The 16,302-nt window shown below is 37.1% G+C and carries 13 protein-coding genes, 1 pseudogene and 1 riboswitch; of the genes and pseudogenes, 5 read left to right on the plus strand and 9 right to left on the minus strand.

Features of this window, described 5'->3' with window-relative positions; translation table 11 throughout:
- Positions 1-67 precede the first annotated feature (67 nt).
- From ACHABW_RS23680 to ACHABW_RS23710, 7 genes and pseudogenes are all read right to left on the minus strand, one after another.
- Positions 68-1,819 carry an N-acetylmuramoyl-L-alanine amidase gene (locus ACHABW_RS23680; RefSeq protein ID WP_435759207.1) on the minus strand — a complete coding sequence of 584 codons (1,752 nt, stop codon included), beginning with the start codon at positions 1,817-1,819 and terminating at the stop codon, positions 68-70.
- Between the two features lie 420 nt (positions 1,820-2,239).
- A pseudogene (wecB, locus tag ACHABW_RS23685) lies at positions 2,240-2,881 on the minus strand (non-hydrolyzing UDP-N-acetylglucosamine 2-epimerase); the annotation flags it as partial.
- An 861-nt stretch (positions 2,882-3,742) separates the two neighbouring features.
- Positions 3,743-5,884, minus strand: coding sequence for a cell wall-binding repeat-containing protein (locus ACHABW_RS23690; protein ID WP_435759209.1), 2,142 nt, complete (start codon positions 5,882-5,884; stop codon positions 3,743-3,745).
- A 517-nt stretch (positions 5,885-6,401) separates the two neighbouring features.
- The gene (locus tag ACHABW_RS23695) at positions 6,402-8,600 is read right to left on the minus strand and encodes a cell wall-binding repeat-containing protein (protein WP_435759211.1); all 2,199 of its coding nucleotides are present in this window, start codon (positions 8,598-8,600) and stop codon (positions 6,402-6,404) included.
- A 383-nt stretch (positions 8,601-8,983) separates the two neighbouring features.
- Positions 8,984-9,439, minus strand: a complete 456-nt coding sequence (locus ACHABW_RS23700) for a VanZ family protein (RefSeq protein ID WP_435759213.1) — start codon at positions 9,437-9,439, stop codon at positions 8,984-8,986.
- 96 nt (positions 9,440-9,535) lie between these two features.
- Positions 9,536-9,817: a hypothetical protein gene (locus tag ACHABW_RS23705; RefSeq protein ID WP_435759215.1), complete on the minus strand. Its 282-nt coding sequence runs from the start codon at positions 9,815-9,817 to the stop codon at positions 9,536-9,538.
- Positions 9,818-10,455: 638 nt separating this feature from the next.
- The gene (locus ACHABW_RS23710; RefSeq protein ID WP_435759217.1) at positions 10,456-10,905 is read right to left on the minus strand and encodes a YkvA family protein; all 450 of its coding nucleotides are present in this window, start codon (positions 10,903-10,905) and stop codon (positions 10,456-10,458) included.
- A gap of 609 nt (positions 10,906-11,514) precedes the next feature.
- Between ACHABW_RS23710 and ACHABW_RS23715 the strand changes: the two genes are divergently transcribed.
- The 5 genes from ACHABW_RS23715 to ACHABW_RS23735 all read left to right on the plus strand — a co-directional run bounded on the left by ACHABW_RS23715 (position 11,515) and on the right by ACHABW_RS23735 (position 15,328).
- Positions 11,515-11,886: a PAS domain S-box protein gene (locus ACHABW_RS23715; protein ID WP_435759219.1), complete on the plus strand. Its 372-nt coding sequence runs from the start codon at positions 11,515-11,517 to the stop codon at positions 11,884-11,886.
- Between the two features lie 123 nt (positions 11,887-12,009).
- A riboswitch (TPP riboswitch) is annotated at positions 12,010-12,121 on the plus strand.
- 216 nt (positions 12,122-12,337) lie between these two features.
- Positions 12,338-13,375, plus strand: coding sequence for an ABC transporter substrate-binding protein (locus tag ACHABW_RS23720; RefSeq protein ID WP_435759221.1), 1,038 nt, complete (start codon positions 12,338-12,340; stop codon positions 13,373-13,375).
- 15 nt (positions 13,376-13,390) lie between these two features.
- Complete coding sequence (locus ACHABW_RS23725; RefSeq protein WP_110938537.1) at positions 13,391-13,681, plus strand: thiamine-binding protein; 291 nt, start codon at positions 13,391-13,393, stop codon at positions 13,679-13,681.
- Between the two features lie 152 nt (positions 13,682-13,833).
- Positions 13,834-14,598 (plus strand): ABC transporter permease, encoded by a 765-nt coding sequence (locus ACHABW_RS23730; protein WP_435759223.1) that lies wholly within the window; start codon positions 13,834-13,836, stop codon positions 14,596-14,598.
- A 1-nt stretch (position 14,599) separates the two neighbouring features.
- On the plus strand, positions 14,600-15,328 hold the full coding sequence (locus ACHABW_RS23735; protein ID WP_435759225.1) for an ABC transporter ATP-binding protein: 729 nt from the start codon (positions 14,600-14,602) through the stop codon (positions 15,326-15,328).
- 69 nt (positions 15,329-15,397) lie between these two features.
- Here ACHABW_RS23735 and ACHABW_RS23740 read toward each other — a convergent pair whose 3' ends face one another.
- Both ACHABW_RS23740 and ACHABW_RS23745 read right to left on the minus strand, forming a co-directional pair.
- A complete protein-coding gene (locus tag ACHABW_RS23740) occupies positions 15,398-15,889 on the minus strand; it encodes a hypothetical protein (protein ID WP_435759227.1) in 492 nt (163 codons plus the stop codon).
- 4 nt (positions 15,890-15,893) lie between these two features.
- Complete coding sequence (locus ACHABW_RS23745; protein ID WP_435759229.1) at positions 15,894-16,148, minus strand: GNAT family N-acetyltransferase; 255 nt, start codon at positions 16,146-16,148, stop codon at positions 15,894-15,896.
- Positions 16,149-16,302 lie beyond the last annotated feature (154 nt).

Raw genomic sequence — 16,302 nt, forward strand, 5'->3', positions numbered from 1 at the left:
TTGGTAGTCTATCTTTATTTATTTTAGTCAACAATGTTTTGCCAAAATTTCAAGCTGTACCAAACAATTATTTATGAAAATCAATAATGCCTTGATAGACTGCTTCTGCAACACTTTCTTTATAAGCAGAAGTTTTAAATTTTTCTGCTTCAGCTTTATTAGTAATAAATCCAGTTTCTACTAACACTGATGGCATTCTACTTTCTCGAATAACATGGAAGTTACCAACGGGTGTACCTCTATCAGTAGCTTCAGTATCATAGATTAATCTTTTTTGGATACTCTTTGCTAATTCTTCACTTTCCGTTTTGCTATATTTTCCATAGTGAAAAGTATCAATGCCATTTGCCTTTTCGGAATTGTTAGCATTTGCATGAACACTAATGAACGTATCTGCATTAGCTTTTTCAGCTACTTGCACTCTTTCTGATAAAGTTAAAAATACATCTGTTCTACGAGTCATAACAACATTTGCACCGGAGCTTTTTAATTTTTTCTCGAGTCTGAGACCTATATCTAAAACAACGTCTTTTTCCTTTATTCCGTTAGCCGCAGCTCCTGAATCATGTGCTCCGTGTCCCGGGTCAACTACGATTGTGTAACCTCGAAGGAGATGATTATCTCCCTTTATCGACAGATAGAATGAATGGACATAGCCCCAGTTGCCATTATATCTTACTTTAGCCCAATCACCTTCAAAATCATGAATCTCTACTAATGTTCCTTTTGATAGATTTCCTTGTACTGTTCCGTTTGGTGCATTACGAATATTAACCCCTGACTTTGCGTTTACTGTCGCATTTGTTACGGAATCATCCGAGAACACATTGTTGAGATGATTAAGAACGACACTAGCAATGGCAACTTCTCCACCCATAACATATGTAGAACCAGTACGAGCCCCTAGATAGTTTCTAATATCTTCTTGTCCTTGTGTAGGATGTGTCAAAACCACAGGCGCACCTAATTGTGAAGATAACCCGGCCGCTGCTACCGCATCTGGATAATCTTCTTTATTTGTACTGCTAGATAGTCCTCTTACTAAAATTGAATCATTTCCAGTAAATTTGAAATGATTATTTACTTTTAAATTTGTTTCAAAACGATTTGACCCGCTAAGACGATTGGTTTTAATGCCTTGAGTATTTAAATCTTTAAGTATATTATCACTAATAACACTCGTGCCCCCGATAATCGTTACTTCATTAACTTCAGAAGGTAGATTAACGGACAGTGACTTTTCTGTAGTAAGGTAAACTGGTAGACCTGTAGTAGCCGCAACACCCGAAGCGGAAAGAGCGTCAGCGATAGTTACTCCATTAACTAGTAAAGCATGGCCATCTTTTGCATTTCCAATTTTATTGTTAATTGCTAATGCTGTCTCATATCGGGTATCACCACTAATTCTTTCTACTTCCATACCCATTGCAGCTAACCTGTTAGAAACATTGTCACTTATTGCTGCTTCCCCACCTAATAGATAAACTTTTTCGGCTTTCAATCTTTTTAACTCAGTTTCTAGTTTACTATTTAATTGATTTGGGAAAGTAAGTAATATTGGTGAATTCTTATAACCTGCTAATCCTGCACTAGAAAGCGCATCAGCCGGATGATCGGCTCTAGCAATTATCACGGTTTTTTCTTGGTTACTAACACCATTTGGCCAACCTTTTTTCGAAATTTCAATTGCTGTATTAACACGGTCATCCCCTGAGATTCTTTCGAAATTTATTTCTGCATATGTAGTGTGAGTGAGTAGTGTGAATGCTAGTAAAATGATCGGGCTAATAATAAATAATTTTGCAAACTTCTTTAACAATATATTTCCTCCTCCTTTTTCTTCTTTCTACATTATATACTTCTTATCGACAAGTTTTGGGTTCTTTTAACACTTAAGTGAAATTTACCTATGAAAATTAATAAATTCAGTAAAATCGTCGCAGTGAGACGACATATAAATACATATTTCTATTCGATGAGTTTTTCTTTGTTGGAGATGTTTATTTAGTTCCTCTTTGATCAATTGTAATCTTTCAATAGAAAAATCATCTGGTTACTGTAATGACTCATCTTTTTTATGGATTTTGTTAACTCATGAACATATTCAAATCATTTCATTCTCCAAAATTAAATAAAAATAGTTTTTAGTTTCCTTAGACAATCTTTATTACTTTTAGTAAAAAAAACAAAAGCAGGCATCTATTAAGACACCTGCTCCCTCTATTTAATTTCTCTTAACTTATTCAAAGACATTAAAGTCTTCTGGCTTATTTTTCGATTTATCAAAGTGGAACAAAATCGCTTCAATTATCCTTTTCGAAGCATATCCATCTCCATAAGGATTTGAAGCTTTTGACATTCTTTCATAAATGTCTTGGTTATTCAAAAGCTCATTAGTTGATTTATAAACAGCTTCCTCATCTGTCCCTACTAATTTTAGCGTACCTGCTTTCATACCCTCAGGCCGTTCTGTTGTGTCCCTTAAAACGAGTACTGGCTTTCCTAATGACGGAGCTTCTTCTTGAATCCCACCTGAATCTGTTAAAATAATGTGTGCTTTTGAAGAGAAATTATGAAAGTCTCTCACTCCTAGTGGTTCAATCAATCGAATCCGATCGTCATTTCCTAGAATTCTGTCAGCAATTTCTTTGACCACTGGATTTAAGTGTACTGGATAAACTACTTTGACTCCTGGATTCTCATTCACGATCCTTTTCACTGCTTTAAAAATATTTTCCATCGGTTTCCCTAAGTTTTCTCTCCGATGAGACGTTAATAAAATCATGTTATCTTCGCCAATAGATTCTAACACAGGATGAGAATAGTCAGAAACAACGGTAGACTTTAAAGCATCAATAGCTGTGTTTCCCGTAACAAAAATATGATAATTGAACCCAAAAATCACGAATGTAAATGCATAAAGTAAGTGAGGGTAATTGGTTAATGCATCAGCCATATAATAAAGTACATTTGAAATAGAACGACCTTCCTTGGACCATGGCACGGGAATTAAAGCAACCTGTGAAATAACAATCATCTTTCCGAAATATATCAGAAAACTTTTTTTCGAATGCCTCTAAATACCATAAAACACCTTCAATAAATGGATGATTAATTCTTTGCAATCAATAGTTTTATGATTAAAACCAAGTATAGTTATGATAATTTCACTTGAGATTAATGCAAACGATGGAGACCATATTCTTTATTAAAATCGAATAAAGACGTTAATACCAATCCTACAAATATAAGCATTAAGTCAAGAGGTATGATGTACTACCAGCCTTGATCAGAAAAAAATTTCTATAACTTTGATCTGCGTGATGGTCAAATACAGATATCGGATGTCATTCCCATTATTACTTGTATTTGATGAGGAACATGAACGTGTCAATCACCATGTGATGAGCGATAAACCTCATCCTGATCACGCCGAAAGTGGGAAAGCTTTGAGAAAACAATATTTCTGTCCAAGTAGATATTGATCATTTTTATATTCCAGATCAATTACAGGAAACCATGGAATATGACGATTACATCAGAAGATGAATACTTACAGAAAAAGTATATAGAGAATTTAATGTCCTATGAAAATTGGGCACTAGAAGACGACTTTTATCAAATAGGGTAATAATTCTGTTCCAAACTTTGTTAAACAACAGAAAATAACATGAAAAGCGTTTGGCATTATTAAAAACCTCTAATGTTCAGTACTAGATAGCTTTTTTATTTAATAAACAAATTATTCATATTTACCTTCGTAATAACTTTCATAGATAAGATTATCAAGTTTCCATTTCACATTGGATGGAATTGCTATAGTTCCACCTAAGGTTTGGAATTCCACTACTTCTCTTGAGTTTTCCACTTTGTCAATTAAATACTTCTTAATAGAAGTAGGAATTTGTTCTTTGTTTACAAGTAGCAGTGCTGCATTTTGTTTAGAAGCTAAAATTCCTCCTGCAAGTGCATCTGGAAAACTTTTTCCAGTTGCAAATATTACTTCTTTTGATTGACCCTTATCAAAGTAGTTGATTATTTCAACATTTGTTTCATATCTGTCTTTGCCTGAAATTCTAATAGGATTAGAAAGTTTCCCTAACTCTTTAAAAATACTATCAGATACCGCAGCAGTTCCGCCTACAACATAAGCAGTTTCAAAATTATACTTCTGTAAAAATTCTTCCGTTTTATCAGGTATTCCATTTTTATGAACAAAGACGATAGGAATCTGTGAGGTGGACGCATAGGAGGAGATAGAAAGAGCATCTGGAAAGTCCATTCCCGATGTTATGATAACTTCTCCCCCTTGTTTTGCCACGTAATCATTGATTTCTACAGATGTAGAAAATCGATCAGTTCCGCTCAAACGTAAAATATTAAACTCTTGCTTTAACAGTCTTTCAATTTCTTTTGGAATCGCATTTTCCCCACCTAATAATATGACATCAGTGACCCCGAGTTCATGCATTGTTGAAGCTGTGACGTCATACATTTTATTAGGAAATGTTAAAAATATCGGGGCATCAAGTTTAGCAGCCAGTGCACTAGCTGCTAGACTATCAGAGAAAGACTGATTGCTAGCCAGTAAAGCATATTTTCCCGACCTATTCAATAACTCTGTATTCATGTCCTTTTCAGTTGGCTTTAACTCGGCTCTCTCAACGGTATCCCAACCATACTTAGCTATTTCACTCGACGTATGAACAGAAGTCTTTCCTGATAAACGATTTTCCGAATGGTATAATTCTAAAGAAGAAAGTACATCCACACGTCCATGCTTATACTTTACGGCATCACTTGAATCTATATTTGATGATTCTTCAATAATATGCCGTTTTTGGTGATTTGTTAACTCCGGGTCCTGACTTGATAATAAACCTGCCATAGAAGCAACCATTGGTGACGACATACTAGAACCAGACGAATACATATAATCATCCGTAACTTCACAATCCTTAAATGGCGAAATAATTCCTTTTGAGCAAGTACTAAATATAGAGGATCCTGGTGCGGATACATCTACCCAATCTCCAAAATTTGAGAAGTCTGTAAGTCTATCCCTCTTACTATCTATTGCAGCTACACCTAATACCTCTTTATATGCTGCTGGATACATTTTTGAATTTGTGCCATCATTTCCGGCAGCAGCTATAATAAAAATTCCCTTTTCCACTGCATGTTGAACAGCTTCGTGAACAACTTTGGAATATTCGTAACTTCCGAGACTAATGTTAATAATAGTAGCACCGTTTTCCGTTGCATAATTAATTCCTTGTGCGAGACTTAAATTACTGCCTCCAAACTCATCCCCTACTTTTACAGGCATTAGATAGGCATCTTTCACAATAGAGGCCACCCCAATACCATTACCTGTTTCAGCACCAACGATTCCTGCAACATGTGTTCCATGACCAACGTTGTCTCTAACGTTGCTAGAAGAGTTTAATACATTATATGGCTTATAAATTTTGTTTGTTACATCCCTATGAAATACATCCACCCCTGAATCCAAGACGGCAATTATTGGTTTCTTTTTAGGGTTATACTGTTCCCATGCTTGTGAGACATTTATTAGTTGAAAATCGCTTTGCTGGTGCACGATGAACGAGTCATTTGTTAAATAATGAAAAGGAATTTTTTCCTCAACATATTCAATTCTCGGATCCGATTCCAGTTTTTTCAGAGTCTCATCATATTCCTCTTCGGGGATTGCCAGTATTTTATGTGAAACTCCCTCATCTTTAGCTACTTGATATTGGCTAACAATCTCTTCAGAATCCGCTTTTAACTTTACTAATATTTCTTTTTCTTCTGCAGATATTACTTGAGATGAAAAGTTTAAAAAAATGATTAAAAATAATAACGTGGTAAAATATTTCAATAAAAGCCCTCCCACACAATATATTGTTCTATTGACCATTACATATTATGTCATTTCTCTATTAATTTCTTTATAATAATCATTATACTAGATTTTTACTATACAGATTACTTTTTTGTTAAAAGTTTATTCGGTACTAGTTTGATACAATAAAAAATAAAGTTATCATATCAATACCCGATTTGTTAAGGTGTCAACCACTTATTTAGCCTCACGAAAATTGTTGTATAAAGGAACACTCTTTATACTATTTTAGCGTCCGAAAACCCATAGCCTCTTTTGTTAAATACAGCTTGATCTTTCGTCACCCCCGAGTAGCACCTACGTAGTACGTGTAGGTGCTACTCGGGGGTGGGTTTCCCTTGATAACGTGTGGTGTAAAGGTAGCAGTCATCTTATACATTCTTACTCTATAAGCAAAAAGACTAATTAATCAAAAGGATATGTGATTAATTAGTCTTTATTTTATCGTAACTCTACTCACTCGTTTTACAATTTTATATCAATTAAAACAACGTCAATTTAATTCTTTCAGTACATCCGGAGAGATTGCAGCTCTACCACCAATAACTGTATAGTCCCAAATCACCTGATTGTTTAAATATTTACCTACTGCACTCGGAACAAATTCACTATGCACTAAAAGTACAGGACGATCCTGTTTCGCAGCAAGTACAGAGCCAGTTAGGGCATCAGCATAATTCTGTCCTGTAGCAAGTAAGACTTTGGGTTTACCCATATTTAGCTTTTCAACGATTTCCAAAGCGGTCTCATAACGATTAGGTCCCGAAATCCGATCAGGGTTATTCATTTCATCTAGCTGTTCTTTTGGAATAATACTCGTTCCGCCAACGACAATAGTTTCCTCTACACTTGATAAAAAATCCACTGTAGCATCCGGCAAACGGTTAGTCTGTGTAAGTAAAATTGGATAGCCCATTTTAGCGGCATAAGGAGCAATTGCCAGCGCATCTGGAAAATTCCATCCATATGCTACAATGGCTTTATCAACCGTTCCTAGTTCTTCAGCAATTGATCTAGCTGTCTCACTGCGGTTGCTTCCCGCAATTCGATCAATGGATATACCTAATCCCATATCCTCTAGCTCTAATTTCACTTCATCGCCTATTGCACCTACACCGCCTAAAATGATAATTTTACTAGGTTCCAATCTAGCAATTTCCTTTTTAGTAGCTGCAGTCAAACGATCTTTTAATGATAATAGAATCGGGGCGTTATGCTTGTATGCCAGTGGCCCTCCTGCTAAAGCATCGGGATAGTCCATACCTGTAGCTAGAACCACAGTTTCAGCACCTTGCTCCCAACCTTGCCTTGAAATTTCTACTGCTGTCTCGAATCTTGAACTGCCAGAAACTCTCTTCCCTAGCGGCTTAACAGTTCCAGAAGCAACATATCCTTTTGTCCCATTTGACTGCTCCACGTAATACCAAACAAATTGATTTGCTCGATTAAAGGGTCGTGATTCTCCATAGGAAAAAGAATCTAGTACAGTAAGAATATCTCCTTTAACTAGTTCCTTCTTTATATTATCCCCAATTAGCGGTTTTTCTCTTAAATTTGCATTGGACGTTAAAGTGATAAATGAATTCTTTTCAACATCATACCTTGTTGGCTGCACTTGCTTTAAAGAATAAGAAAGTGTGTGAAATCCTAATTGACCACCTGTTTTGTAATCCAAGTCTGATAAAGAGATAGGCAGGCTAGTGAAGCCGATTCCGTTATTAGTTGTACTAATTTTTTGGAAAACTTTCTCTTGATAGGCATCAGTATTCCTCTCGCCATCCTCACTTTTAATTGGACTATTCGTTTGGACTAATCCATTATAAGCCATGACTGCAAAGTACCAGTGATCAATGATTTCAGCTGAATCATCATTTATTTTAGGTATTTTTTTGGAATCAGCCCAGGCCTTTTTTTCCAAAAGTAATTTAATCCCTATTTCAATATTGTACTCAATATCGTGGGTTAGTTTTTCTTGATTATATTTTTGATCAGTGACTTGCATAATTCCTACGCCACCATCATTAGAAACATTTGGTTCACCATTTTTGTAATGATCCCAAGCACTTTCTTGGTAGGCAATAGCCTTAACTATTTCGGGTGGAACATTCGCATCAAGTGCCTTTTCCGTTAATAGTTTGTCAATCTCATGATACGGCGGATTACTGTATTGAGATGCTGCCGCGAATCCAAATTGAGTTTCACTGTCTTCTTCAAAGCTATTTATCAAGGAAGTTTCTCCGTCTTCAATAGCATACTCATCAACTAACAGACTATTTTCGTCGTCTGAAAAAGAAACTTTTATTAAGCCATCTTCTACGGAAAGTTTTCCTTTTTTATAAGCCTGCGATTGGAAAATCAAGTTTACATTTTCATCGCTAGTTTCATAGACGTCGAAGTTTAGAAATCCCCCACTACCATCTATGCGATTACTTACTATGTAATAATCTTTAAACTCATAGATACCTTCTGCATAACCTAATTGTATTTCTTTTGTATATAACTTTTCTTGGTTGTCTAAAAATGTAACTGTTGAATCAAATGGTTCATTATTAACTATCACAGATAAACCATCTTTCAATTGTTGTTCAAATTGCCCTTCCTGATCAAATGTTTGCTCCATAGCATGTGTCTCGCCGGAAAAAACTATTAAAAAGACCAGTACAGTAGAAAATATAGCTATTACTTTTTGCATAACCTTACGCACCTCCAAAAAAATGACCATATATTACCATACTTACATAGGTATTCACTAGATTGTAAGAGTTTCAGGGACAAAAGTTTATCCGAAAACGAGGTCCGACTAATGAAATAAAATTTACTTTGCAAGATAATAGCAACAAGCCCTACGTAAAGCGAATGTAGGACTCTCATCGGTTTTTATATATTTATCATGTAAAATCTTGTCTATACTATTAAACGGCATTTCTCTCTACACTTTTTCTAAGTTCTCTGCTCAAGTGGATTCTTTCGTGATATTGTACCCAATCTTATCGCCAACATCATCACACTTCCAGAAAGCTCATAAGCTAAGACAACTTGCTCTTCGTTCAGCTTCTTGACGTTAACTAATTTTCATTATGGACTTCTTATTGACTTTATTCTAACAATCACCATATACAATCCAATCCCAACAATGCCCCCTGAACTATCAATCAAGACATCCCCTACTTCCCCGCTTCTGCCAGGGATAAATAACTGATGTACTTCATCTGAAACAGCGTATAGAATAACAATTAGTGAAGCTACAGTTGCATCCCTAAAACTACGCTCACCACTCTTCCTCAGCGCATGTAGTGTCAAAATCCCAAGTGTCAAATAAGCAAAGAAATGAGCGTTTTTTCTTACTATATAATTAAAATTACTTATATCAAAACTTAGGTTAAGAGCGATACTTTCCACGGTGGATTTAATAATCTCTGTAATACCTGTACTCAACTCGCTGGATTCCGTTGCCGGCTGATGTGATAGATAAAAGATTAATGCCATCCAGCTAACCGCAGCTGTCCAGGAGAATGTTTTGTTTAATGTCATAGTTATGAAATCCTTTTTAGTAAAATTATTTTGAGTTTACGAGTGTTTATAGTCTCGTGAACTAAGAGTAACTTGAAAAGAAGCTGAGAACCGTTTCTACGGATCCAAATGATAATTAAAACGCAGTGTATTATCTTTGCTTATTTTTTCATAAGACGCATTATATTGGTGTTCGATGGCAGATTGTTCTTCGTATGAATAGAAAGAAATCAGATACACCACTTCTTGAAGTCTTGCTCGTAAACGAGGAAGATAATGACTCAAGTCAAACAAAGCTCCTTCTTTATCCTGACTCGGAGTGGTCTCAATGAGGTTAATCTCATACGCGATTTCTGCTTTTCTTACAGCAATAGCCTCTACTAATAGTGGTGTTGTCATCTTATACATCCTTCGCTTATTAATTTTAGCATAAGAAGGAAGAAAATATTCTTCTCAATACCAATGTATATCTCTAATTATTGAAACTATCATGTCTAAACTTATTCAGTACCAAAGACTAGATTATAGACTCATATAAACGATATTCGCTGAATATATCATATTTAGTACCATAACATTATACCTAATAATAAGTCAGTCAGAATTTGTCGGATACCCATTAAAATATTTTTTTATAATAAACACCTCTAAAATAAAGAACTTTGGCAGTCTTTTGAATAAACTTTGAGTCTCCGTATTTATTTTGTTGCTTCTTTATCAAGGAGTTGGAAGAATTACCGCTCCCTTTCCATGGATGATTGCAAGCCTCCTCGAGCAAACGAACGCTCTGTGGGGTCTCACAGATTTAAAATTCCCCATGGAGGCTGAAGCATTGCCCCACGGAAAGCTTCAGCCTAGAGAGGATTCGAGCCCTTCTTTTTGAAAAGAAACAACTATCTCTGAAAATTTTCAAACTCCCTTTTAGAAACATGGTCCGAATCTATACTTTCTGTGTATAAAAAAAAAGCCTGTTTAACAAAGGGTCCGGAAAACCTTTTTAAACGAGCTCTTTAGCTTTAAATAATGTAAATCATTTTTTATTTGTCTGTCGGCAAAAACTTTTCGTCAATATTGTCCAGCCCTTCTCCAAACCAATCCTTTATTTTTGTGTAAGCCTTGATTTTCGTGTCTTCACCTATGTGAGATCCCACTTGGTAAATGGCATAAACAATAATTGCCAGATCATCGGTAAATCCAATAGCTGGTATCATATCAGGGATGACATCGACCGGCAGGATCAAATACCCTAATGCTCCTGCGATAGTTAGTTTCGCCTTTGTCGGAACATTAGGATCCTTCATCGCATAAAACAGGATCAAGCTGTAATAAACAAGTTTAGATCCCATTTTTACAGCTGCTGATTTGAGCTTGCTCCAAAACTTATTATCATCATAATTATTGGCAGATGCTTTGATTAATAAATCATGATCCATACTTTCCAGTTTATTTTGGTCTTTTTCTTCTTTTTTTCCAAAGCATTTCCCCATCTAAATTCCTCCCTAATCTTTACATAAGATTATTCGATTTTTTCTTTATTTATAGCAGAAAAAAAATACATCATTTCGTGATTTTCCGACTGAATTCTATAGTCTTTTGTACATTATACTTTACTATTCTACAAATATAAACAAAAAATGATATTTATTAACAATATATCACCTTAAAATTTCTTTATTAAGAACGTTTTAAACAAGTATATAACATACTTATTCCATAATCTATTGTAGTTCAAAAGAATTATAAAAAAACTGTTTTTTTCTATATAATGTGACCAAACGTCCCTTTAATAAGCCGAAAACAACTGTTAAAATAGTAAATACCTAGGATGTTGTAGCTAAATATTAATAATTACCGTTTTATACTTCTGAAATTTGTTTCCTATATTGTTCGTTTTAATGAACTATAAATAGAGGAGGAACTATGTTGAAAATTTATCGTTTGGTACTCTCTCGCTATCATAAATATTGGTCCGAAAAACATCGTGTAAATGGATCCTATCAATCTCATAAATTCATTCGCCATCGTAACCTGTACAAGTTTTATCAAAACGGAAAGTAACTCTACTAAGAATTTTTGACGCATAAGGAGAACAAACAATGGATATCTCTTGTAAAAAGATTTTAAAAGAAAACAAAAACTACTATCAATCATTTTATCAGTATAATCCCGACGCCATTCTTTCTTTTGATTTATCAGGGATTATTTTAAACGGTAATGAGTCTGTAGAAAATTTAACTGGTTATTCAATCAGAGAGCTTCGCGGTTCTAGATTAAATTCTCTCGTTATTGAAGAAATCGACTCCAACCTTCTATACTATCTTTTTATCAAAGCAGAGGAAGGACTTATTGAAAATACGGAGGTGGCTATTCGCAATAAGTCTGGAGAACGGATTGAATTAGCCGTAGAAATGGCACCTCTATTTGTAAATGATGATGTAATCGGAATATATGGCATCCTAAAGGGGTAACAGAAGGGACGTTTCACTGCTTCCTTTGGAAGCAGTGAAACGTCCCTTCTCTCTTGTTTTATTTTTTGATCTGTGGCAAGATAAGAAGTGAAGATTCTTAATTAGAATGAATTGAATAGCTTTTTTTCAATGTAGGGGGACCAGTGTTGGCTGGTTGAGATTGTATCCGTGAGATACTTACTCTTAGAACCTGATCTGGCTAATTACCAGCGTAGGGAACATATGTAATTTTAGATGTGACTATATATGCGCTCTAGGCTTAAGCCTGGGGTGCATTTTTGCGTACTAAAACAAATATGTTCCTTGGCAAATTTTTCGGAACCGCCTCTTACAGAAAATTGCTTTCTTGCACTTTCTTTTTATGTTAAAAGAAACTGAAAAAGCGTAAGGGAGCGAATTCAAGTAACACCTTATTACAAAACATCTTATAGAAAAAACGGAGGGATTCTACATGAAAAAGCAATTATTTTCAATTTTTACGATACTATTCGTGATGACGGCTTGTGGAAATACAAATGAAGCGCCCAGTGAGGAAAACGTCAGTGATGAAAATCAAGCAAATGGGCAAAATGAGCAACAAACAGAGGAATTAGAAGAAATCGCAATGGTTCTTGATTGGACGCCAAACACGAACCATACTGGTTTATACGTTGCACAAGCGGAAGGATATTTTGAAGAAGAAGGATTAGATGTAGAGATTTCTTTGCCAGGTGAATCCGGTGCCGATCAAGTTGTTGCATCCGGTCAATCAGACTTCGGAATTAGTGCCCAGGAAACGATAACGGAAGCACGGATTCAGGATATCCCGATTGTTTCTATCGCAGCTGTCATTCAGCATAATACATCTGGATTTGCCTCACCTGCTGATAAAAATATAACTTCTCCCGCTGATTATGCTGGAAAAACCTATGGTGGCTGGGGTGCCCCTGTGGAAGAAGCCGTTATCGATTCATTAATGAGACAAGAAGACGCTGATGTGGAAGACTTGGAAATTGTGAATATGGGAAACACTGATTTTTTCACAGCGATCGAACGTGATGTTGACTTCGCCTGGATTTATTATGCCTGGGACGGGGTCCAAGCAGAATTGCGTGATATCGATCTTAATATGCAATATCTGACTGATTACTCTGAAGATCTTGATTATTACACGCCAGTTATTACAACGAACGAAAGCATGATTGAGGAAAACCCGGAAACGGTCGAAGCATTCATGGCCGCTGTTTCTAAAGGGTACGAATATGCAATCGAAAATCCGGAAGAAGCTGCTGATATTCTAATAGAGGCTGTACCTGATTTAGATGCAGAGCTTGTTCAAGCCAGTCAAGCTTGGTTGTCGCCTAAGTATCAAGATGATGCGGAAAAATGGGGCATACAAGATCAAGAGATTTGGGAAAACTATTCTAATTGGATGTATGAGAATGAATTAATAGAAACAGAGTTGGATGCTGAGAATGCATTTACGAATGACTTTTTACCTAAAAACTAAGTGAGGTGTTTTACAATGGCGAATGCCCTTGTCAGTATACAAATTATCCCGAAAACGAAAAACGGGGAAGATGTAATTCCTTATGTAGATGCAGCGATTGACGTGATTGAAAAGTCCGGTGTGAAATACCAGGTGAATCCCCTGGAAACGACGATGGAAGGCGAGCTAACCGAGCTTTTTGCGATTATCGAAAAAATGAACCATCGTATGGTTGAACTCGGTAGTGAAAGCATTATCTCACAAGTCAAAGTGTACTATAAACCTGAAGGTGCTTCGATGGAAGTATTGACGGAGAAGTACCGGTAAAAAAAGGAGAGGCAATCAATAGCAAAATGAAGAGTGTCTCTCTATGTTTTTTGATAATGAACGAAAATGATGTTTTTATTAAGTCATTGGAAAAGATCCAGTCGAATGGAGGTGCGGGGTGCTTGCAAGAACTGGCAAGGCCCCTATAGCTTATGAAAAAAATGCTGGCTCGAGGATGGCGGCCGTTGATGGTCATCATCCTTTTGCTGATTATATGGGAGGCGTGCAGCCGGTTGTTTGAGATTCCGACGTGGCTGCTTCCCGCGCCTTCGGATATTGTGAAAGAGGGGGTAACGAGTTGGTCCGTCTATAACCATCATTTGTTTTCAACGACGAAATTGTCGGTTATTGGGTTTGGGATCGGTGTGAGTGTTGGGCTTATTGTAGCTACGACGCTTCATTTGCTGCCGCCGGTGCGTCAAGCTTTTTACCCTTTATTGATTTTGTCACAAAATATTCCGATCATTGTGCTCGCGCCGTTGCTAGTGATTTGGTTTGGGTTTGGGATGCTTCCGAAAATACTGATCATCACGCTCGTATGTTTTTTCCCGATCACGGTCGCTACGTTGGATGGTTTTCGGCAAACGAGTCCGGAATTGTTGCATTATATGCGAATGGCTGGAGCCTCGAAGCGTCAAATTTTTGCTAAATTACAGTTTCCTCATGCGCTACCGTCGATTTTTTCTGGAGTGAAAATTTCCGCTACCTATAGTGTGATGGGGGCCGTAATTTCCGAGTGGCTTGGGGCAAACCAAGGGATTGGTGTGTACATGACACTTGCTCAATCGTCTTTCCGAACGGATCGGGTGTTTGTTGCGATTGGGTTCGTGATGGTGTTATGTTTGCTGTTTTTCGGTTTAATTGTCATGCTGGAAAGGTTGCTTATTAAATGGCGGAACACGGAGGGAGGAAAGTGACATGAGTGAGCTTGTCATTGAAAAAGTCACAAAGTCATTTGCCGATAAGAAGGTGTTAGAGGACATTTCGTTTACGGTAAAAGAGGGGGAATTTGTCTCCTTGCTTGGCCCATCGGGAAGTGGAAAAAGCACGTTATTTCATTTGATCGGTGGTATGTATACTCCGGATTCAGGTGATTTTTATTTGGACGGGAAGAAGATCAATGGAAAACGCGGTGCAATTAGTTACACGCCGCAAAGTCCCTCCCTCTTTCCGTGGCGAACGATTCTCGATAATGTTGTGCTCGGTGCCGAATTATTTGCAAAACCAAACTATGACCAAGCACGAGAAATGCTTGAGAAGGCAGGATTATCTGGCTATGAAAATGCCTATCCGCATCAGTTATCAGGTGGTATGCGTCAGCGGGTGGCTTTTGTCAGGTCATTGCTTAGTCCTCAATCATTTATATGCTTAGATGAGCCATTTTCCTCGTTGGATGAATTCACTCGTTTGGAAATGCAACGGTGGTTATTATCGATTTGGGAGGAAAATCGAAAGTCTGTGTTATTCGTGACTCATAATATTGAGGAAGCGATTTACTTGTCCGATCGAATTATTGTCTTATCAAGCAATCCGGCAACAACCAAACGTGAATTCACCATTCCCTTTGCTCGGCCGCGCAAGGAAGAACTACTGCTTAGTGAAGAATTCCTGCAATGGAAAAAAGCCGTTTACCAGGAATTGCGTTAGGAGGCAGGGGACGGTTCTCTGCTTCTTTTTTTGTTAGGGTGCTATCGGTGTGCCATCACGAAAAGTAAGTTATGAAGCAGAGAACCGTCCCTTCGCTTCCCCGTATAGGGTCCAGAGTGATGGGAGTTCGAATGGGTGGTTTGGTGGAAGTGCTTGGACTTCTTCCTTCGTTAAATCCATCCAAATGTATGTATACTCTTTCGTTTGAGCAGTTAATTGGCGGTGCGCATGTCCGATGGTCTCCCAAAGTCCTTCTTGTGAAGAGAAATCACTCCAAGGATACACCACATGCAGATAATGAGTTTCTTTTTGATCGTGCTTTGTAATAACAAAGCGGGTTTTTTCTGCGTTTTCATAGAAAGTCCATTTATAGAGTATTTCTTCTTGAAACAACTCTTCGGAAGCTGGAAAAGGATAATAACATTCATACGGGAATAGTTTGGTTTTCTGGACGTATTCTTTGTGAAGCCATTCTTTTTTGCGTGTAATCGATTGAATCGGTTGCCAGGTGCCGACACCTGTTTCGAACTCAGAAATGTCTTTTGAAGTGGCAACATACATTGCGTCATGGGGGTGTTAACCCTATTTTTTCGAGCACGCGACGGGCAGGTTTATTGTGTACTTCAGTGTTCGCGCCGACCCATTGAATGCCACTCATTTCAAGCGCTTTGTTCCGCAAAAAAGCCATCATTTCTGTTGCAAATGACCTTCCCCTGTAACGACGATCGCTTCGTAATCGTCCAAGCATCGCATAACGATTTGCGTAAACAGTAAAACCCCCAACGCATGCCAGATTTCCCTCAAAAAATAGTCCGTACAAACAGTTATTATCGGTCGTCAGTCGAGAAAAAAATAGTTTAATTTTTCCAAACCAGTATCCATCGCCTCAAAAAGGTAGTAATCTTCCTTGGTTAACAAACGAATTATCTTAGTCATGGTTAGTGCCTTCTTTCACAAATTGGGTGGGGACATGG

The sequence above is a fragment of the Salipaludibacillus sp. CF4.18 genome (assembly GCF_051262595.1).
Lineage (GTDB): Bacteria > Bacillota > Bacilli > Bacillales > Salisediminibacteriaceae > Salipaludibacillus > Salipaludibacillus neizhouensis.